The organism is Streptomyces sp. NPDC044003 (genome assembly GCF_056435185.1).
Genome location: NZ_JBWKFA010000008.1, coordinates 287,347 through 306,001 on the forward strand (window position 1 = coordinate 287,347; position 18,655 = coordinate 306,001).

The 18,655-nt window shown below is 71.2% G+C and carries 18 protein-coding genes; 5 read left to right on the forward strand and 13 right to left on the reverse strand.

Annotation, left to right across the window (positions count from 1 at the left end):
• Positions 1-52 precede the first annotated feature (52 nt).
• Both istB and AC07AW_RS29525 read left to right on the forward strand, forming a co-directional pair.
• Entirely contained in the window at positions 53-826 is a 774-nt protein-coding gene (istB, locus tag AC07AW_RS29520) for an IS21-like element helper ATPase IstB (protein WP_478818621.1), read from the forward strand.
• Positions 827-1,030: 204 nt separating this feature from the next.
• Positions 1,031-1,297 carry a helix-turn-helix domain-containing protein gene (locus tag AC07AW_RS29525; protein WP_478818496.1) on the forward strand — a complete coding sequence of 89 codons (267 nt, stop codon included), beginning with the start codon at positions 1,031-1,033 and terminating at the stop codon, positions 1,295-1,297.
• Positions 1,298-1,992: 695 nt separating this feature from the next.
• On the opposite strand, the gene AC07AW_RS29530 is transcribed toward AC07AW_RS29525, so the two are convergent.
• Both AC07AW_RS29530 and AC07AW_RS29535 read right to left on the reverse strand, forming a co-directional pair.
• The gene (locus tag AC07AW_RS29530; protein ID WP_478818497.1) at positions 1,993-3,321 is read right to left on the reverse strand and encodes a class I SAM-dependent RNA methyltransferase; all 1,329 of its coding nucleotides are present in this window, start codon (positions 3,319-3,321) and stop codon (positions 1,993-1,995) included.
• 156 nt (positions 3,322-3,477) lie between these two features.
• Positions 3,478-5,529, reverse strand: a complete 2,052-nt coding sequence (locus AC07AW_RS29535; RefSeq protein ID WP_478818498.1) for an APC family permease — start codon at positions 5,527-5,529, stop codon at positions 3,478-3,480.
• Between the two features lie 234 nt (positions 5,530-5,763).
• Here AC07AW_RS29535 and AC07AW_RS29540 point away from each other — a divergent pair, with 234 nt between their 5' ends.
• Positions 5,764-6,432, forward strand: coding sequence for a potassium channel family protein (locus AC07AW_RS29540; protein ID WP_041131658.1), 669 nt, complete (start codon positions 5,764-5,766; stop codon positions 6,430-6,432).
• Entirely contained in the window at positions 6,432-7,112 is a 681-nt protein-coding gene (locus AC07AW_RS29545) for a potassium channel family protein (RefSeq protein WP_392157403.1), read from the forward strand. Before AC07AW_RS29540 ends, AC07AW_RS29545 begins: the two co-directional genes overlap by 1 nt.
• 68 nt (positions 7,113-7,180) lie before the next feature.
• On the opposite strand, the gene AC07AW_RS29550 is transcribed toward AC07AW_RS29545, so the two are convergent.
• The 8 genes from AC07AW_RS29550 to AC07AW_RS29585 form a co-directional block, all read right to left on the reverse strand.
• Positions 7,181-7,930 (reverse strand): DUF3159 domain-containing protein, encoded by a 750-nt coding sequence (locus AC07AW_RS29550; RefSeq protein WP_478818499.1) that lies wholly within the window; start codon positions 7,928-7,930, stop codon positions 7,181-7,183.
• Between the two features lie 3 nt (positions 7,931-7,933).
• Entirely contained in the window at positions 7,934-8,332 is a 399-nt protein-coding gene (locus AC07AW_RS29555; RefSeq protein WP_015036728.1) for an OB-fold nucleic acid binding domain-containing protein, read from the reverse strand.
• Positions 8,333-8,401: 69 nt separating this feature from the next.
• The gene (locus tag AC07AW_RS29560; RefSeq protein WP_478818500.1) at positions 8,402-9,088 is read right to left on the reverse strand and encodes a response regulator; all 687 of its coding nucleotides are present in this window, start codon (positions 9,086-9,088) and stop codon (positions 8,402-8,404) included.
• Between the two features lie 150 nt (positions 9,089-9,238).
• Positions 9,239-11,788 (reverse strand): DUF4118 domain-containing protein, encoded by a 2,550-nt coding sequence (locus AC07AW_RS29565; protein WP_478818501.1) that lies wholly within the window; start codon positions 11,786-11,788, stop codon positions 9,239-9,241.
• 107 nt (positions 11,789-11,895) lie between these two features.
• The gene (locus AC07AW_RS29570; RefSeq protein ID WP_478818502.1) at positions 11,896-12,624 is read right to left on the reverse strand and encodes an ABC transporter ATP-binding protein; all 729 of its coding nucleotides are present in this window, start codon (positions 12,622-12,624) and stop codon (positions 11,896-11,898) included.
• Between the two features lie 251 nt (positions 12,625-12,875).
• Positions 12,876-13,634: a DUF3710 domain-containing protein gene (locus AC07AW_RS29575; protein WP_478818503.1), complete on the reverse strand. Its 759-nt coding sequence runs from the start codon at positions 13,632-13,634 to the stop codon at positions 12,876-12,878.
• A gap of 1 nt (position 13,635) precedes the next feature.
• Positions 13,636-14,148, reverse strand: coding sequence for a dUTP diphosphatase (gene dut / locus AC07AW_RS29580; protein ID WP_116158406.1), 513 nt, complete (start codon positions 14,146-14,148; stop codon positions 13,636-13,638).
• Positions 14,148-14,732, reverse strand: a complete 585-nt coding sequence (locus tag AC07AW_RS29585; RefSeq protein WP_041131652.1) for a PaaI family thioesterase — start codon at positions 14,730-14,732, stop codon at positions 14,148-14,150. Before AC07AW_RS29585 ends, dut begins: the two co-directional genes overlap by 1 nt.
• Before the next feature lie 403 nt (positions 14,733-15,135).
• Between AC07AW_RS29585 and AC07AW_RS29590 the strand changes: the two genes are divergently transcribed.
• The gene (locus AC07AW_RS29590; RefSeq protein ID WP_478818504.1) at positions 15,136-15,627 is read left to right on the forward strand and encodes a DUF3093 domain-containing protein; all 492 of its coding nucleotides are present in this window, start codon (positions 15,136-15,138) and stop codon (positions 15,625-15,627) included.
• A 34-nt stretch (positions 15,628-15,661) separates the two neighbouring features.
• On the opposite strand, the gene AC07AW_RS29595 is transcribed toward AC07AW_RS29590, so the two are convergent.
• The 3 genes from AC07AW_RS29595 to AC07AW_RS29605 all read right to left on the reverse strand — a co-directional run bounded on the left by AC07AW_RS29595 (position 15,662) and on the right by AC07AW_RS29605 (position 18,651).
• Entirely contained in the window at positions 15,662-16,708 is a 1,047-nt protein-coding gene (locus tag AC07AW_RS29595) for a hypothetical protein (RefSeq protein ID WP_478818505.1), read from the reverse strand.
• A gap of 12 nt (positions 16,709-16,720) precedes the next feature.
• Positions 16,721-17,017 (reverse strand): DUF4193 domain-containing protein, encoded by a 297-nt coding sequence (locus tag AC07AW_RS29600; RefSeq protein WP_003955561.1) that lies wholly within the window; start codon positions 17,015-17,017, stop codon positions 16,721-16,723.
• 395 nt (positions 17,018-17,412) lie between these two features.
• On the reverse strand, positions 17,413-18,651 hold the full coding sequence (locus AC07AW_RS29605) for a sensor histidine kinase (RefSeq protein WP_392157416.1): 1,239 nt from the start codon (positions 18,649-18,651) through the stop codon (positions 17,413-17,415).
• Positions 18,652-18,655 lie beyond the last annotated feature (4 nt).

Consider the following 18,655-nt stretch of genomic DNA (forward strand, 5'->3'; position numbering starts at 1 on the left):
CGTCACCGACCAGGACGAGGAGCCAGGGACCGACAAGGTCCCCCCGCGCAGGATGTCGCTGCCCGGCGACCCGGAGGACATGCTCATCGACGAGGCGTGCCGCGAGCTCCGCCTGCCGGCGTTCCGTGAGCGGTTCATCGACCTGGCCGCCACCGCCCGGCGCGAGCAGGCCACCTACAAGCAGTTCCTGCTCGACCTGCTGCAGGTCGAGCTCGCCGACCGCGACCTACGCCGTCAGCAGCGGCTGCTGCGGCTGGCCCGTTTCCCCAGGCCCAAGCGGCTGGAGGACTTCGACTTCGCGAAGAACCCCAACGTCACCCCCGAGGTCGTCGCGGACCTCAAATCCCCCACCTGGGTCCGTGAGGGCCGCCCGCTGGTGCTGATCGGCGACTCCGGCACCGGCAAGTCCCACCTGCTGATCGGAATCGGCACCGCGATCGCCGAGGCCGGCCTCTCGGTCCGCTACACCACCACCAGCGCGCTGGTGAACGAACTCGCCGAAGCCGACGCGGCCCGCCGCCTGTCCTCGGTCATCGCCCGCTACAGCAAGATCGACCTGCTGTGTCTGGACGAGTTCGGCTACCTCAACCTCGACCGCAAGGGTGCGAAGCTGCTGTTCCAGATCTTCACGGAGCGCGAGGAACGCAAGGCCACGGCGGTCGCCACGAACTCGCCCTTCACCGAGTGGGACAAGACCTTCGGTGACGCCCGCCTCTGCGCGGCCATCGCCGACCGGATCACCTTCCGCTGCACGCTGATCCAGACCGGCACCGAGTCCTACCGCCTCCAGACCACCCAGGAATCGCTCTTTCCCACCCCGGGCTGAGAGGACAGCACGCGAGGTTTTTCCTGGTATCTGACTCTGTCGTGGGATTGGCCTGCAGGTGAGAGCTGTTACGAGCACCAGTTGCATGGCGAGGACGACCAAATCGCCCCAGGTTCAGCCTCGTACCGCGGCCGTTGCCCCTGGGGAGGCGTGGGATCGAGTCCGAGGGCTGTCCCGGCCTGGGCTCTGCGACATACTGCGGTCATGACTGAGGAATCGGCGCGGCTGGCGAAGGCCCTCATCGAGTTCCGTGAGGCCGAAGGCATATCAGAGCGTGAGCTCGCGCACCGCACCTGGCTGAGTGAGGCGACCATCAGGACCTTCGAAAGCGACCGCGGGGACCTACCCACCCCGACCGTTGCCCGCAGCTTCGAGGAAGTCCTCGGCTGGGCTCCGGGCAGCATCAAGACCACGCCGTCCGAGGCGATGGGACGTCAGCCATCGGCCGACTCGGCCATGGACCTTGAGTAGGCACTCTGTCTGATCGCTGACCGTGGGCCTCATCCGCTGAACCCCAGAGAGAGAACGAGGCCCTGGCCGCGACTTGTCAGGGAGGCGACCCGGGCCCGCACCGACAAGCTACCGACGCTCCCGCACAGCTCTCCTCGGACACTCCGCCCGGACCCGCCAGGTCACCCGATCAGTGGCTCCCGATCTCGCCGGAGGGCACTGCCCACTGCCGAGCACATCGACGCCACGAACGGCCTACACCTGGCTCCCGTTCACACCGGAGCGGTGGCTCTCATACGACCCGATGAAATCACTACCTGTCCAGCGGGGGTCGGCGAAATCTGTGGGCGCTCCGCGCAGTCCCGCCGTCGGCCCAGTCCGTTGGCAGGCGGCTCGGGCGGCACCGCCAGAGCCCGCTTTCGTCCGAGCCGGGCACTCGCCTACCCAGCGCGCCATCACACGCAGTGACTTCTGCACACTGGGGCCTGCCGAAATCAGCACGGCCACACTCCAAGCCGGCCGTTGCCGGCCGCCGGCGATGGCACTGGACGGGCGTCATCCGAGCCTCCAGTGAACGATCCGGCGGGGCTACGGCCGGGCCACCCGCTTGGCCACTCAACCGCAGGTCAGGGGACTGTAGTTGTTGAACAGCAGCTTCCACCTGTCGCCGGTCCGAAAACAGGTCGGGGCGCCTCCCGAAGCCGAGAAACCGCAGCTCAGGCGTCCTTCTTCACCGGCTCCAGAATCGCCACGCACTCCACGTGGTGGGTCATCGGGAACAGGTCGAAAGCCCGCAGCGTCCGCACCCTGTAGCCGCGTTCCGCGAAGTAGGCGAGGTCTCGGGCCAGGGCCGCCGGGTCGCAGGCTACGTAGGCGATGCGGCGGGCGCCCAGGCCGGCCAGGTGGTGGACCGTCTGCTTGCCGGCGCCCGCGCGGGGCGGGTCCAGGACGATGAGGTCGACCTCGGTGATGCCGGTGCGCGGGAGGACCGACTCGACCTTGCCCTGTTCGATGCGGACGCGCGGGAAGCCGGCCAGGTTGTGGCGGGCGTCCTCGACCGCGCGCTTGCCGGACTCGATGCCGAGGACCGCGCCCTGGTCGCCGACGCGGTCGGCGAGGGCGCCCGCGAAGAGGCCGACGCCGCAGTAGAGGTCGAGGGCCGTCTCGCCCTTGCGGGGGGTGAGGCCCTGCATGACGGCGAGCATGAGGGTCTGCGCGGCCTTCGGGTGGACCTGCCAGAAGCCGCCGCTGCCGACGCGGTAGGTGCGGTCGTCGGCGCGCTCGCGGACGAAGGCGCGGCCGTGGACGCGGTGGACCCCGCCGTCCTTCTCGTCGACCCGCATGACCGAGACCGGCTTGTCCAGCTCCACCAGGGGGAGGCGGGCGCCCGGGCGGGGGGTGAGGATGACCTGGCGGTCGTTCGAACCCGAGGCGGCGATGGCCTCGATCGCGGCCATGCCTTCCCAGCTGCGCTTCTCGATGCCCAGCTCCGAGACGCCCTCGGCGGCGATCATGCAGTGGTCGATGATCTCGACCTCGTGGGAGCGGTGCTTGCGCAGGCCCGCGTGGCCCTCGGCGTCGACGGCGTACTGGACGCGGGTGCGCCACTGCGGGACCTCGCCCGCGGGGAGCTTGTCGCCCTCGGCCGGCATGACCGTGCCGTCCCAGCCGGCTTCCTCCGGGGTGAGCCCGGCCAGGCGCTGGAGCTGTTCCGCGATGACCTCGCCCTTGAGGCGGCGCTGGGCGCCGGGCTTGGCGTGCTGCCAGTCGCAGCCGCCGCACTTGCCGGGTCCGGCGAAGGGGCAGGGGGCCTCCACGCGGTCCTTGGAGGCGTCCAGGATCTCGATCGCGTCCGCGCGCAGGAAGCGGGAGGTCTCCTCGCCCTCGGTGACCCGGACCCGGACCCGCTCGCCGGGCAGCGCGTGGCGGACGAAGAGGACCCGACCGGCTTCCGTACGGGCGATGCAGTGCCCGCCGTGGGCCACCGGGCCGACCTCTACCTCGTACTCCGCCCCGACCAGCGACGTAACAGGGGTGTTCTGCATGACCGGGGACTCCAGAGAAAGAAGAAGGTGGGCTGCCTGCGGACCTCGGTCCGGACGGCAGCCCACCAGTCTAGTTGTTCTTTTTCAGTTGTTCTTCGCGGCTCAGTTGTTCTTCGCGGCTCAGTTGTTCTTCGCGGCTCAGTTGTTCTTCGCGGCTCAGTTGTTCTTCGCGGCCGGTTCCTTCTGGCGCTTCTCCACCGGGCCGCGGCGGACCGAGCCCGGAGCGTTCCACTCCTGGCGCTTCCTGGCCCGCTTCTTCGCGGCCTCGGAGGACTGGAGCTGGTACGGGACGGAGGTCACCATGACGCCCGGGGTGAAGAGGAGCCGGCCCTTGAGGCGCAGGGCGCTCTGGTTGTGCAGCAGGTGCTCGTACCAGTGGCCGACGACGTACTCGGGGATGTAGACGGAGACGGCGTCGCGCGGGCTCTCGCGGCGGATGCTCTTCACGTACTCGATGACCGGCCGGGTGATCTCGCGGTACGGCGAGTCGAGGATCTTGAGCGGGACGTTGATGCCGCGCCGCTCCCACTCCTCCTTGAGGGCCTTGGTCTCGGCGGGGTCGACGTTCACCGTCAGCGCCTCCAGCTCGCTGGCGTGCAGCAGCTTGGCGTAGGCCAGTGCGCGCAGCGTCGGCTTGTGGAGCTTGGAGACGAGGACGACCGAGCGGACGCGGGAGGGGCGCACGTATTCGTCGGGGCGTTCCTCGGCGGCGGCGATCTCGTCGGCCACGGAGTCGTAGTGCCTGCGGATCGCGGTCATCGTCCCGTAGAAGATCACCATGCCGAGCAGGGCGACCCAGGCGCCGTGCGTGAACTTGGTGGCGAGGACGACGACGAGGACGAGACCGGTGAAGAAGGCGCCGAAGGTGTTGATCGCGCGGGAGCGGATCATGTGGCGGCGCTTGGCCGGGTCCTGCTCCGTCTTCAGGTGCCGGTTCCAGTGCCGGACCATGCCGATCTGGCTCAGGGTGAAGGAGACGAAGACGCCGACGATGTAGAGCTGGATCAGCCGGGTGGAGTCGGCTCCGTAGATCCAGACGAGCAGGGCGGCGGCGCCGGCGAGGAGCACGATGCCGTTGGAGAAGGCGAGGCGGTCGCCGCGGGTGTGCAGCTGGCGCGGCAGGTACCGGTCCTGGGCGAGGATCGAGCCGAGGAGCGGGAAGCCGTTGTACGCGGTGTTGGCGGCCAGGAACAGGACGAGCGCGGTGGCGGCGGCGAGGACGACGAAGAAGAACGTTCCGTCGCCGAAGACGGCGGCCGCGACCTGGGAGATGACCGGGTCCTGGACGTAGCTCGCGCCGAGCGGCTGGCCGTTGTGGAGCAGGTCCTCGCCGGGGTTCTCGGCCATCCGGACGTCGGTGGCCATGGCCAGGAAGATGATGCCGCAGAACATGGTGACGGCCAGGCCGCCCATGAGGGCGAGCGTGGTGGCGGCGTTCTTCGACTTCGGCTTGCGGAAGGCGGGGACGCCGTTGGAGATGGCCTCGACGCCGGTGAGCGCGGCACAGCCGGAGGAGAACGCCCGCAGCAGCAGGAAGACCAGCGCGAAGCCGGCCAGGCCCTGGTGCTCGGCCTTGATCTCGAAGTCGGCGGTCGGGGCCTTCATGGTCTCGTCGAGGACGAGCCCCTTGTACGCGCCCCAGATGATCATGATGAAGACGCCGGCGACGAAGACGTACGTCGGGATGGCGAAGAGGCTGCCCGACTCCTTCACCCCGCGCAGGTTCATCAGGGTGAGCAGCACGATGACGGCGACGGCCGAGGCGACCTTGTGCTCGACGACGAACGGGACGGCCGAACCGAGGTTCTCGATGCCCGAGGAGATCGACACGGCGACGGTCAGGACGTAGTCGACGAGCAGGGCGCTCGCGACGGTGAGTCCGGCCTTCGGCCCGAGGTTGGTGGTGGCGACCTCGTAGTCGCCGCCGCCGCTCGGGTACGCGTGCACGTTCTGCCTGTACGAGGCGACCACCGTGAACATCAGGACGACGACCGCGAGCGCGATCCACGGGCTGAAGTGGTAGGCCGACAGTCCGGCGACGGAGAGGACGAGCAGCACCTCGCCGGGCGCGTACGCCACCGAGGACAGCGGGTCGGAGGCGAAGACGGGGAGGGCGATCCGCTTCGGGAGAAGGGTCTCTCCCAGCTTGTCGCTGCGCAGGGCCCGCCCGATCAGGATCCGTTTGGGCACGTCGGTCAGTTTGGACACGCAGAGGATCGTAAGCGTTCGAAAAGAGCCACGCGTACCGGCACCCCCGATCCGCACCGAATCTCCCTGAGTACCACCTCCGGTGCGGTCCCCGCCAGCGTTGCCGCTTAAGCTCGGACCGGGCGATCCGTCAGGGTGTCGCCCGCCACGGCCCGGGCCGATCGGGCGAGGAAAGTTGTGAGCAGGGTGTATTCGCAGGTCAGCAAGGCGATCAGGAGTGCGGGGTAAGGGGACGTGCACATCGTCATCATGGGCTGCGGGCGAGTGGGAGCCGCTCTCGCGCAGACCCTCGAACAGCAGGGGCACACCGTCGCGGTCGTGGACCAGGACCCGACGGCTTTCCGCCGTCTGGGCTCGGGCTTCGGCGGGCGCCGGGTCACGGGCGTGGGTTTCGACCAGGACACGCTGCGTGAGGCCGGGATCGAGGAGGCCGGTGCCTTCGCCGCGGTGAGCAGCGGCGACAACTCCAACATCATCGCGGCGCGGGTCGCGCGCGAGATGTTCGGCATCGAGAACGTGGCGGCGCGGATCTACGACCCGCGTCGCGCCGAGGTCTACCAGCGCCTCGGGATCCCGACGGTCGCCACGGTCCGCTGGACCGCCGACCAGATGCTCCGCCGGCTGCTGCCCTCGGGCGCGGAGCCGCTGTGGCGCGACCCGAGCGGTGGCGTGCAGCTCGCCGAGGTGCACACCTCCCCGGCGTGGATCGGCCACAAGGTGAGCCGGCTCCAGGAGGAGACCGGCGTCCGCGTCGCCTTCCTCACCCGACTGGGCGAAGCGATTCTGCCGACCTCGCAGACGGTGCTCCAGGAAGGCGACCTGGTGCACGTGATGATGCGTACGGACGAGATCGCGAAGGTCGAGGCGGCCTTCGCCGAGGGTCCCGAGGAGGGCGGTCACTGATGCGTGTCGCTATTGCGGGCGCGGGTGCGGTGGGCCGTTCCATCGCGGGCGAGCTCCTGGAGAACGGGCACGAGGTCCTGCTGGTCGACAAGGCGCCGACCGCCATCTCGGTGGAGCGGGTGCCGCAGGCGGAGTGGCTGCTGGCCGACGCCTGCGAGATCACCTCGCTGGACGAGGCGGCGCTGCAGCGCTGCAACGTGGTGATCGCGGCGACCGGTGACGACAAGGTCAACCTGGTCGTCTCGCTGCTCGCCAAGACCGAGTACGGCGTGCCGCGCGTGGTCGCCCGGGTGAACAACCCGAAGAACGAGTGGCTCTTCAACGAGGCCTGGGGCGTGGACGTGGCCGTCTCGACGCCGCGTCTGATGTCGGCCCTGGTCGAGGAGGCGGTGAGCGTCGGCGACCTGGTCCGACTGCTCCGCTTCAGCCACGGCGACGCGAACCTGGTCGAGCTGACGCTGCCGCCGGAGTCGGCGGTCGCCGGCACCGCGGTCGGGGACGTGGCCTGGCCGCAGGACACCTCGCTGGTGACGATCATCCGCGGTTCGCGGGTGCTGACGCCGAGCGCCGAGGAGACCCTGGAAGCCGGCGACGAGCTGCTGTTCGTGGCCGCGCAGGCCCGTGAGGAGCAGCTGGAGGACCTCCTCCAGGTCCGCCGGGAGACCGGCACGGAGTCCTGACCTCCGACGTGCGTACGGGAAGGGCCCGGACCTGACGAACAGGTCCGGGCCCTTTCGCGTACCGCTTCTCAGGCCTCCGGGTGGCTCTGCGCCGCGGCGGCCGCCTTGCGCTCCTTCTCGGCGCGCTCCTCGGCCTCCATCTCGGCGAAGACGTCGATCGGCGCCGGGGCCTTCGCGAGGAACACCCAGGTGAGGTAGACCGCGAGCAGGAACGGCGGGATCTTCAGGGCGACGAGGACCCAGCCGAACTTGGTGGTGTCGGCCCACCAGTACATCGGGAAGAGGATCGCGCACTTGCCGAGCAGGATCAGACCCCAGGCGTAACTGGCCTTCGTGTACGCCTTCTTGCGGCCCGGGTTGCGGGTGCGCCAGGAGAGGTTCTCCTTGAAGACCGGGCCGAGGATCAGGCCGATCAGGGGCACTCCGGCGAGCGCGGTGATGAGGTACGCCAGGGCGAGGCCCAGGGTGTACAGCATGCCCGGCAGGTAGAAGTCCTTGGCGTTGCCCGTCATCATCGCGAAGACCACGCCGAAGGCGACGCCGAAGACGCCGCTGAAGGCGTGCTTGACGGTGTCGCGGCGGATCAGCCGGACGGCGACCAGGACGAGCGAGACCGCGAGCGCGGCGATCGCCGAGACGTGCAGGTTCTTGTTGATCGTGAAGATCGTGACGAACAGCAGGCCGGGCAGGACCGTCTCGATCATGCCCCGCAGACCGCCGAAGGCCTCGAAGAGCGCGGCCTCGGTCACGGCCTTGTCCGCCTGGGCGTCCTGGTCCGGGGTCGAGCGGTCCGCGGTCGGCTTGTCGAGGGACGTCACCGGCTACTCCTGTCCGAGCGGTCGGAGCTCGTATTTGGGGTTGAAGAGGACCCGCCGGCCGTGGCTCATGGAGATGCGGCCGGAGGCGATCAGCTTGCGGCCGGGCTCGATGCCCACGATGGAGCGCCGGCCGAGCCACACGACGTCGAGCGGTGCCGTGCCGTCGAAGAGTTCGGCCTCCAGCGCGGGCACACCGGCCCGGGGACGCAGCGTGACCGTGCGCAAGGTACCAGTCACCTTGACTATCTGGCGGTCGGAGCAGTCGCTGATACGCGTGCACCCCGAGGCCTCGGCGTCCTCCTGGAGCTCCTCCGACTCCAGGTCCTCCGGGGAGGAGGAGAGCCGGTCGAGCATCCGGCGGAATCGTCCGGCCGGCTTCTCTGTACGCGGTGCAGCACTCATACAGAAAGCGTACCGGCCGCCGGTGTCACCGGAAGCGGCCGCGGACCACCCGCCCGTACGGCCCCCGTTTCAGCGTTCGAAGCGGTACCCCATGCCCGGTTCGGTGACGAAGTGGCGCGGGTGCGAGGGGTCGGTCTCCAGCTTGCGGCGGAGCTGAGCCATGTAGACCCGGAGGTAGTTGGTCTCCGTGCCGTACGAGGGTCCCCAGACCTCCTGGAGGAGCTGCTTCTGGCTGACGAGCCGGCCGCTGTTGCGGACGAGGACCTCCAGGAGGTGCCACTCGGTGGGGGTGAGCCGGACGTCCCGCCCGTCGCGGTGGACCTTCTTCGCGGCCAGGTCGACGGTGAAGCCCTCGGTCTCGACCACGACGGCGCCGTCCTCGGCCCCGCCGACCGGCTCGGCCCGGCGAACGGCGGCGCGCAGCCGGGCGAGCAGCTCGTCCATGCCGAAGGGCTTGGTGACGTAGTCGTCGGCGCCCGCGTCGAGCGCCTCGACCTTCTCGTCGGAGGTCTGCCGGGCGGAGAGGACCAGGATCGGCACCCGCGTCCAGCCGCGCAGCCCCTTGATGACCTCGACGCCGTCCATGTCGGGCAGTCCGAGGTCGAGGACGACGACGTCGGGGTGGCGCTCGGCGGCGAGCCGGAGGGCGGTCGCGCCGTCGGGCGCGGCGTCGACCTCGTACTTCCGCGCCTTGAGGTTGATCACCAGGGCGCGGACGATCTGCGGCTCGTCGTCGACCACGAGGACCCGGGTCATGGAGGGGGCCTACCTTCTGCGTTGTGTCGGGGGGTACGGATTGAAGTACGGATCGAGCACGGAGGCGAGTGCGGGTACTGATGCGAGTGTCGAGTACGGAGGCGAGTGCGGGGACGGATTCGCGTGCGGGCGCGGGTGCGTGCCCCGCGGTCAGGTCACGGCGTGGGCCGGGAGGTCGGCGGCCGGGGCGACCTGGGGCCCGCCCGGCGCGGCCCGCAGGGTGAGCACCATGGTGAGGCCCCCGCCGGGGGTGTCCTCGGCGCCGAGGGTCCCGCCCATGGCCTCCACGAAGCCGCGGGCGACCGCGAGGCCCAGGCCGACGCCGGCGCCGCGCGGGGCGTCGCCGAAGCGCTGGAAGGGCTCGAAGATGCCGTCCTTGGCCTCGTCGGGGACGCCGGGGCCGCGGTCCACGACCCGCAGCTCGACCCGGTCGCCGAGCGCGCTGGCGGCGACGGCGACGGGCACGCCCTCGGGGCTGTACTTCACGGCGTTCTCCACGATGTTGGCGACGGCCCGCTCCAGGAGGCCCTTGTCGACCTCGACCATGGGCAGCGTCTCGGGGATGTCGAGCTCGGCGCTGCCGTCCGGCACTCCGCCGAGGGCCATGGGGACGACCTCGTCGAGGTCGACGGCCCGGATCAGGGGCGTGACGGTGCCGGTCTGGAGGCGGGACATGTCGAGGAGGTTGCCCACCAGGTGGTCGAGGCGGTCGGCGCCGGCCTCGATGCCCTCCAGGAGCTCGGCCCGGTCCTCCTCGGACCATTCGACGTCGTCGGAGCGCAGCGAGGAGACGGAGGCCTTGATGCTCGCGAGGGGGGTCCGCAGGTCGTGGCTGACGGCGGCGAGCAGGGAGGTACGGATCTTGTTGCCCTCGGCCAGCTTCCGGGCCTCCTCCGCCTCGTCGACGAGCCGCTGCCGGTCGAGGACGACCGCGGCCTGGGCGGCGAAGGCGCCGAGGACCCGCCGGTCCTCGGCGGGCAGCACCCGGCCCGACAGGGCGAGGGCCAGGTGGTCGCCGACCGGCATGTCCACGTCCGCGTCCTCGGGGCGGACCGCCGGGTGGGGGCCGACGCTCGCGGCCCGCGTCCACGGCTCGACCTCGTCCGTGCGCTCCAGGAGGGCCACCGACTCCATGGAGAAGGTCTCCCGGACCCGTTCCAGGAGGGCCTCCAGGCTCGTCTCGCCGCGCAGCACACTGCCGGCGAGATAGGAGAGCACCTCGGACTCGGCCCGCAGCCGGGCTGCCTGGTGGGTGCGCCGGGCGGCCAGGTCCACCACGGAGGCGACCGACATCGCGACGCCGAAGAAGACGGCGATGGCGACGATGTTGAGAGGGTCGGCGATGGTCAGCCGGTGGAGGGGCGGGGTGAAGAACCAGTTGAGGAGGAGGGAGCCGACGGCCGCCGAGGCGAGCGCCGGCAGGAATCCGCCGAGGAGCGCCGCCCCGACCGTCAGGGCCAGGAAGAGCAGCATGTCGTTGGCGAGACCGAGGTCCGCGTCGACGTGCGTGAGGAGCAGCGCGAGACCCACCGGCCCCGCGACGCCGACGAGCCAGCCACCGACGATCCGGGAGCGGCCGAGGCGTGCCCCGCGCGCGACCGGCAGGCCGCGGCCCTTGGCGACCTCGCCGTGGGTGACGATGTGGACGTCGAGGTCGGGCCCGGAGTCGCGGGCCACGGTCTGGCCGACGCCGGGGCCGAGCACGTACTGCCAGGTCCGGCGGCGGCTGGAGCCGAGGACGATCTGGGTGGCGTTGACCCCGCGGGCGAATTCCAGGAGCGCGGAGGGGATGTCGTCGCCGATGACGTGGTGGAACGTTCCGCCGAGATCCTCGACGAGGGTGCGCTGGACCGCCAGCTCCTTCGGCGAGGCCGCGGTGAGTCCGTCGCTGCGGGCGATGTAGACGGCGAGGACCTCGCCGCCGGCGCCCTTCTCGGCGAGCCGGGTGGCGCGACGTATGAGGGTGCGGCCCTCGGGACCGCCGGTCAGACCGACGACGATGCGCTCCCGGGCCTGCCAGGTGGAGCGGATGTTGTGCTCGCCCCGGTACTGCCGGAGGTACTCGTCGACCCGGTCGGCGGTCCAGAGCAGGGCAAGCTCGCGCAGGGCCGTGAGGTTACCGGGGCGGAAGTAGTTGGAGAGGGCCGCGTCGACCTTGTCCGAGGTGTAGACGTTGCCGTGGGCCATCCGGCGCCGCAGGGCCTCCGGAGACATGTCGACCAGCTCGATCTGGTCCGCCCGGCGCACCACCTCGTCGGGGACGGTCTCCCGCTGCCGTACCCCGGTGATCGCCTCGACGACGTCGCCGAGGGACTCCAGGTGCTGGATGTTGACCGTCGACACGACGTCGATGCCGGCCGCGAGGAGTTCGGCGACGTCCTGCCACCGCTTGGAGTTCCGGGAGCCCGGCACGTTCGTGTGGGCGAGCTCGTCGACGAGGGCGACCGCGGGGCGGCGGGCGAGGACGGCGTCGACGTCCATCTCGGAGAAGGTCGTCCCCCGGTACTCCAGGGTGCGGCGCGGGACCTGCTCCAGGCCGTGCAGCATCACCTCCGTACGCGGCCGTCCGTGGTGCTCCACGAAGGCCGCCACGCAGTCCGTGCCCCGCTCGACCCGGCGGTGGCCCTCCGCGAGCATCGCGTAGGTCTTGCCGACGCCCGGCGCAGCGCCGAGGTAGATCCGAAGCTTGCCGCGTCCCATGGCTCGACCATACGTCCAGCCAATCGGACATTCCGTACACGGGTAGCGGCCCCGGGGCGGTATTGACGTGATCCTGATATCACCCCGCGACCGCTTCGGCTGCCGGTTCAGTGCTCGATGATCTCGCCGTCGCTCAGTTCCAGGACCCGGTCGGCCAGGCCCAGGAGCTGGGGGTCGTGGGTGGCGACCAGGGCCGTGCAGCCCTCGCTGCGGACCACGGCGCGCAGCAGCTGCATGACGGCCAGCCCGGTCTCCGCGTCCAGCTGGCCCGTCGGCTCGTCGGCTATCAGCAGCGCCGGCTTGTTGGCGAGGGCGCGGGCGATGGCGACGCGCTGCTGCTGGCCGCCGGAGAGCTCGCCGGGCCGCTGGTTCGCGTGGTCGGCGAGGCCCACGAGCCCGAGCATCAGGGCGACCCGCTCCTCGCGCTCCTTGGGGTCCGCCTTGCGCAGCCGCAGGGGCACCCCCACGTTCTCGGCGGCGGAGAGGATCGGGAGCAGCCCGAAGGACTGGAAGATGAAGCCGATCCGGTCGCGGCGCAGCTCCAGGAGCCCGTTCTCGCCGAGCATGGAGAGGTCGGTGCCGTCGATGACGATCCGGCCCCCGTCGGCGGCGTCGAGGCCTCCCACGAGGTTCAGCAGGGTCGTCTTGCCGGAGCCCGAGCGGCCCTTGAGCGCGACGAGCTCGCCGCGTGGGATGTCGAAGGAGACCCCGCGCAGGGCATGGACGGCGGCCTCGCCCGTGCCGTACGAACGGCGCAGGTCCTCGACGCGGACCATCGGCCGGCCGGCCGGGTCCTCGACGACGGCCGTGGCGGACCCGGTGCTGCTCTCACTCACCCTGTGCTCCCCCTCCTCGAACATCTGCGCCGTCAGTATGGTCCGCGGCCGGGCCCGAGGGCCAGAGCCGGGGCCCGGGCCTGTGGAAAACAGGCCGGTGGTCTCCTTCCTGTCCCCTGGAGAAGGGCTGGTGGTCTCCTTCCCGGCCCATGGAAAACGGCCGGTGGGCCGCTTCCCGTACGAGAGGTACGGGAAGCGGCCCACCGGCCGTGTCTCGATCATGCCGGGCCGCCGCAGCGGTCCGACGGGGTTCAGCGGATCTCGGAGATCTCCGGGCCGCGCTGAAGCTGACCCATGCCGCCCGAGAAGCGGGAGCCCTCCTGCTCCTCCTGCTGCACGCCGTCCGGCACCATCTGCGCGTCGTTCGGCAGCTTGAGGACGATCGGGTCGCGCGGAGCCATCGGGCCCTCGCCGCGGACGACCACGGTGTCCCGGACGATCTGCTCCAGGAGGCCGGCGGCCTCCGGCTGGACCGCGCCCTGCCCGGAGATCACTCCGCGCAGGAACCAGCGGGGTCCGTCGACGCCCACGAAGCGCACCAGCTGCACGCCGCGGTTGCCGTCCGGCAGCTGCACCGGGACCTGCGCCCGCAGCTCCCAGCCGAGCGGGCCCTCGACCTCGTCGATGGCACCGCCCTGCTGGACGATGCCGGTGGCGATCTCATCGCGGACCTCGCCCCAGATGCCCTCGTTCTTGGGGGCGGCGAAGGCCTGCAGCTGCACGGCGCTGTCACGCAGCACGACGGTGGCCGCGACGATCGCGTCGCCCGCCACCTCCACCCGCAGCTCCATGCCCTCGACTCCGGGCACGAAGATCCCGCCGAGGTCCACGCGGCCCTCGTCGGGCTTGGCGACCTCGGAGATGTCCCAGGGCCCGTCGGGCCGGGGCGCCGGCGGAAGGTTCACTCGGCGCGGCTCGGCCGCGTCCTCGCCCTCCACCGCGTCGACGACCTGCTCGGCCTCGCTCGCCGCGTCCTCGGCGGCACCGCTCTTCTTGCGACGTCCGAACACGTCACTGTCCTTCCCGGTCGGATACGACCGAAGCGTATCGATTCCCACCCGTTGTGCCGTCCACGGCGGCATGACCGCCGGTGGAACCGAAGCCCCCCTCGGCCCGCGCCGAACCGGGAAGCTCCGCCACCTCGTGGAAGCGCACCTTCTCGACCTGCTGGACGACAAGTTGGGCAATCCGATCGAATCGTTCGAACCGCACGTCCTCGCGCGGGTCGAGATTGACCACGATCACCTTGATCTCTCCACGGTACCCGGCATCCACCGTCCCCGGGGCATTCACGAGCGCCACTCCACAGCGGGCGGCGAGACCGGAACGCGGGTGCACGAAGGCCGCGTACCCGTCCGGGAGGGCGATGGAGACCCCGGTGGGCAGCACGGCGCGCTCCCCGGGGGCCAGCACGACGGCCTCGGTGGTCACCAGGTCGGCCCCGGCGTCGCCGGGATGCCCGTAGGCCGGGATCGGCACCTCCGGGTCCACTCGCCGGATCAGTACGTCGACAGGGTTGCGCATCAGGGGTTCACCTCGAAGGCGCGGGCGCGCCGGACCTGGTCGGGGTCGGACATGGCGGCCTGGATCTCCTCCGGGCGGCCGTTGTCGATGAAGTGGTCGACCTTGACCTCGATGAAGAGGGCGTCGGCACGGACGGCGACGGGGCCCTCGGGCCCGCCGATCCGGCCGACGGCGGTCGAGTAGATCTTGCGGCCGTGGACGGCGGTGACGGCGGCCTCCAGGTGGAGGACGGTGCCGACCGGGACGGGCCGGGCGAAGTCGGTCTCCAGGCGTCCGGTCACGGCGATGACCCGCAGCAGCCAGTTCAGGGAGCCGAGGGTCTCGTCGAGCGCGGTGGCGAGCACGCCGCCGTGCGCGAGGCCGGGGGCGCCCTGGTGGTCGGGGGTCACCGTGAACTCGGCGGTGACGGTCACGCCCTCGCCCGCGCGCGCTTCCAGGTGGAGGCCGTGGGGCTGCCCGCCGCCGCACCCGAAGCAGTACTCGTAGTGCGCACCGAGCAGCTCGCCGGGGGCCGGCGCGTCGGGGTGGCGTACCGGCGGTATGGCGTCGGCCGGCGGGGTGAGGGCGGCAGATGTTGCAGTCACAGCCGCAGACCTTACCCGCGCGGATGCCCGCAGGTCGCGCCGTGCCGGGCCCCGCGCGGGCGGGGGTGGGCCGCGCCGCGCCGGGCACCACGCGGAGGGACAGGGGTGCGCCGTGCCGGGACCCACGCGGACGGCCCCGGCTCACGCGGTGCGGACCCACACGGACAGGCCCGGCTCGCCCGGTGCCGACCCACGCGGACAGGCCCGGCTCGCCCGCTGCCGACCCGCGCGGACGGGCCCGGCTCACGCGGTGCGGACCCACACGGACAGGCCCGGCTCGCCCGGTGCCGACCCGCGCGGACAGGCCCGGCTCACGCGGCGCCGACCCACACGGACAAGCCCGGCCCACGCGCTGCCGACCCACGCGGACGGGCCCGGCTCGCGCCGTGCCAAGCTTGGTCGCATGCAGCCTTCCGTACCGTCCCAGGCCTCCTCCCCCGCGCCCGCCGCCGCGCCGCGCTTCGACGAGCGGCTCACGGCGCCGCGCTCGTGGTGGGTGATCGTGGGTCTGCTCGGCCTCTCCGGCGGTCTGATCATGTTCCCGCTGGGCACGGTCCCGACGCTGGGCGGCCTGATCGTGGCCGCGGTGCTCGCCGGGGTGGCGGTCTCCTCGTACGGCTCCGCCCGGATCCGGGTGGTGGCCGGTTCGCTGGTGGCGGGCGACGCGCGGATCCCGGTCTCGGCGCTCGGGGCGGCCGAGGCGCTGGACGAGGAGGAGGCGCGCGCCTGGCGCACCCACAAGGCGGACCCGCGCGCCTTCATGCTGATGCGCAGCTACGTGCCGGGGGCGGTTCGGGTCGAGGTGACGGACCCGGCGGACCCGACGCCGTACGTGTACCTGTCCAGCCGCGAGCCGGAGGCGCTGGTCGCGGCCCTGGAGGCGGAGCGGGCCTAGGGCCCGCTCCGGGCCCGACCCGGCTCCGGGGTGGCTAGAAGTCCAGTTCCTTGGGGTTCTCGGGCTGCTCCAGCGGGGGCAGCTCCGGGAGGACGTCCCAGGGGATCTGGCGGGCGCGGAGGTCCTTGCGGATGTGCCCGGCGAGTTTCTTGGTGTCGCGGCGGTTCATGACGGCGCCGACGGCGGCGCCCACCATGAAGGGCATGAGGTTCGGCAGGTTGCGCACCATGCGTTTCATGATCTGCTGGCGCAGTTCGCGCTTGAGCTGACCGCCGAGTGCGGCGTTGACCGTGGTGGGCTTGGTGGGGTCGATGCCCCGCTCCTCGGCCCAGGAGGTCAGATAGGCCGCCGAACGCTGGGTGAGCCGGCCGGGGGGCCGCAGCCCGTAGACCTCGTGCAGTTCGGCGATGAGTTTGAGCTCCACGGCGGCGACGCCGGTGATCTCTGCCGCCAGCTCGGCCGGCAGCGCCGGGGGTACCGGGAGCATGGCGGCGGCGCCGACGCCCGCACCCACGGTCGAACTCGCGTTCGCCGCGCCGGTGACGAGTTTGTCGGCGAGCTCCTCGGGGCCGAGCCCGGGGAACTGTTTTCTCAGGGTCGCCAGGTCGCGGACGGGGATCCGCGGGGCGAGATCGATCAGCCGGTCGGCCAGGTGGCCGAGGCCGGCCTTGGCGCTGTCTCCGCCACGCTTCACGCCCTGCCGGACGCCCTGCGTGACGCCGCGCCGGACGGCGTCGATCCGACCGGAGTCGATCCTGATCCGGTCGAGCTGGGCCCGCGCGGGGTTGGCCAGCCGCCGGACGGCACCGAGTCGTCCGCCCTGCCGTGCTTCGCCCGGCTCCGCCTGTTCCGGCTGCGCCGGCAGGCGTGCCGGATCCGTCTCGGCGATCTCGATGACCGCTTCGAGCGAGGCCGGGAGGCCTCGCTCGTCGTCACGTGCGCCGAGGGAGGGCAGGGAGGCGCTGCGCTCGGCTTCGGGTGCCTCCTGGGCGCCCTCTGCCGGGCCCGAGCCGCCCTTGTGCGTCTCCGGGCTCCCTGGGAGCCGCAGACGCCGCTTCCGGGACGGTGTGTCGCCTGCCACGGCCGAGCGTTCTCAGTCGCAGTCGCGGCAGATCGGCTGGCCGTTCTTCTCCCGGGCCAGCTGGCTGCGGTGGTGCACGAGGAAGCAGCTCATGCAGGTGAACTCGTCGGCCTGCTTGGGCAGGACCCGGACGGCCAGCTCCTCGTTCGAGAGGTCGGCGCCGGGAAGCTCCAGGCCTTCGGCGGCCTCGAACTCGTCGACGTCGACGGTCGAGGTCGACTTGTCGTTCCGGCGGGCCTTCAGTTCTTCAAGGCTGTCCGAGTCGACGTCGTCGTCGGTCTTGCGTGGGGTGTCGTAATCCGTTGCCATGTCGCTCTCCCCCTCTGGGTGGTTGCGGTGTCTCCAGCGCACGTAACGCGTGAGAGGTCGGACTTGTGCCCGACCTGAGGCGGAGATTTTGCCTCACATCAAGGTCTGTTACTCAATCGACACCCGTCGCGCACTCTCGCGAGTGATCGGCTTCGGGTGGCGAACCGGACCGTACACGGTCCTCCGGGCGGCCCTCACGGGCGCCACCCCGTGTACTTCCCGTCATTCCGGGCCCCGGAAACCCGGACTTTTCCTGGTTTTCCGAGGGATTTCCCGGTCACGGAGAGTGGAGGGCCGAACACCCTCTCCTGTGATCGATCACACATGAGCGTCTCAGAATCGGGGCTCCGGAATTCCGCGCAAAGCGAACGGAACCGGTCGGCTCGTGCAGTGTGTCAGATCGGCAGAGTGACGCGCATCACGAGTCCACCGCCCTCGCGCGGCTCCGCGATGATACGGCCGCCGTGGGCCCGGGCCACGGAACGGGCGATCGACAGGCCGAGACCGACCCCCTTGTCGCTGCCGGTCCGCTCCTGCCGGAGCCTTCTGAACGGCTCGAAGAGGTTGTCGATCTCGTACGCGGGGACCACCGGTCCCGTGTTCGAGACGACCAGGACCGCCTGGCCGTCCTTGGCCTCGGTGGTGACCTCCACCCAGCCGCCCTCCGGCACGTTGTACCGCACGGCGTTCTGGAGCAGGTTCAGCGCGATCCGTTCGAGGAGCACGCCGTTGCCCTGGACGACGGCCGGCGCGCGCTCGCCGCGGATCTCCACGCCCTTGGCCTCCGCCTCGGCGTGCACCTGGTCGACGCCCCGCTCGGCGACCTCGGCCAGGTCGACGGGCTTGCGCTCGATGATCTGGTTGTCGCTCCGGGCGAGCAGCAGCAGGCCCTCGACGAGCTGCTCGCTGCGCTCGTTGGTGGCGAGCAGGGTCTTGCCGAGCTGATGGAGCTCCACCGGTGCCCCGGGGTCCGAGAGGTGGACCTCCAGGAGCGTGCGGTTGATCGCGAGCGGGGTCCGCAGCTCGTGCGAGGCGTTCGCGACGAACCGCTGCTGGGCCGTGAAGGCCCGCTCCAGGCGGTCCAGCATCTCGTCGAAGGTGTCGGCGAGCTCCTTGAGCTCGTCGTCCGGGCCGTCCAGCTCGATCCGCCGGGACAGGTCGGAACCGGCCACCTGGCGGGCGGTCCGGGTGATCCGGCCGAGCGGGGAGAGCACCCGTCCCGCCATGGCGTAGCCGAAGGCGAAGGCGATGATGCTGAGGCCGAGCAGGGCGAAGAGGGACCGGCGCAGCAGGTCGTCCAGGGCGAGGTCGCTCTGGTGCCGCAGGCAGAGCGTGACGGCGTCGTTGAGCTGGTCGCCGGTGGGCGACTCGGGCAGCCGGCACCAGGAGGTGGTGGGCTGGACCGTGCCGTTGACGACCTTGAACGGCAGCTGGGAGGTGCTGTCGCTGAGCGCCTGGGCGGTGAAGAGGTAGATGATCGACAGCAGCAGGATGCCGGCGATCAGGAACATCCCGCCGTACAGCAGCGTGAGCCGTATCCGGATGGTCGGACGCAGCAGCGGCCGCACGGGGTCCCGGGGGTCCCAGGTCGGTTTCGGGGGCGCCTGGGGGTGAGGCGCGGGGGTCGTGGCCATCGCG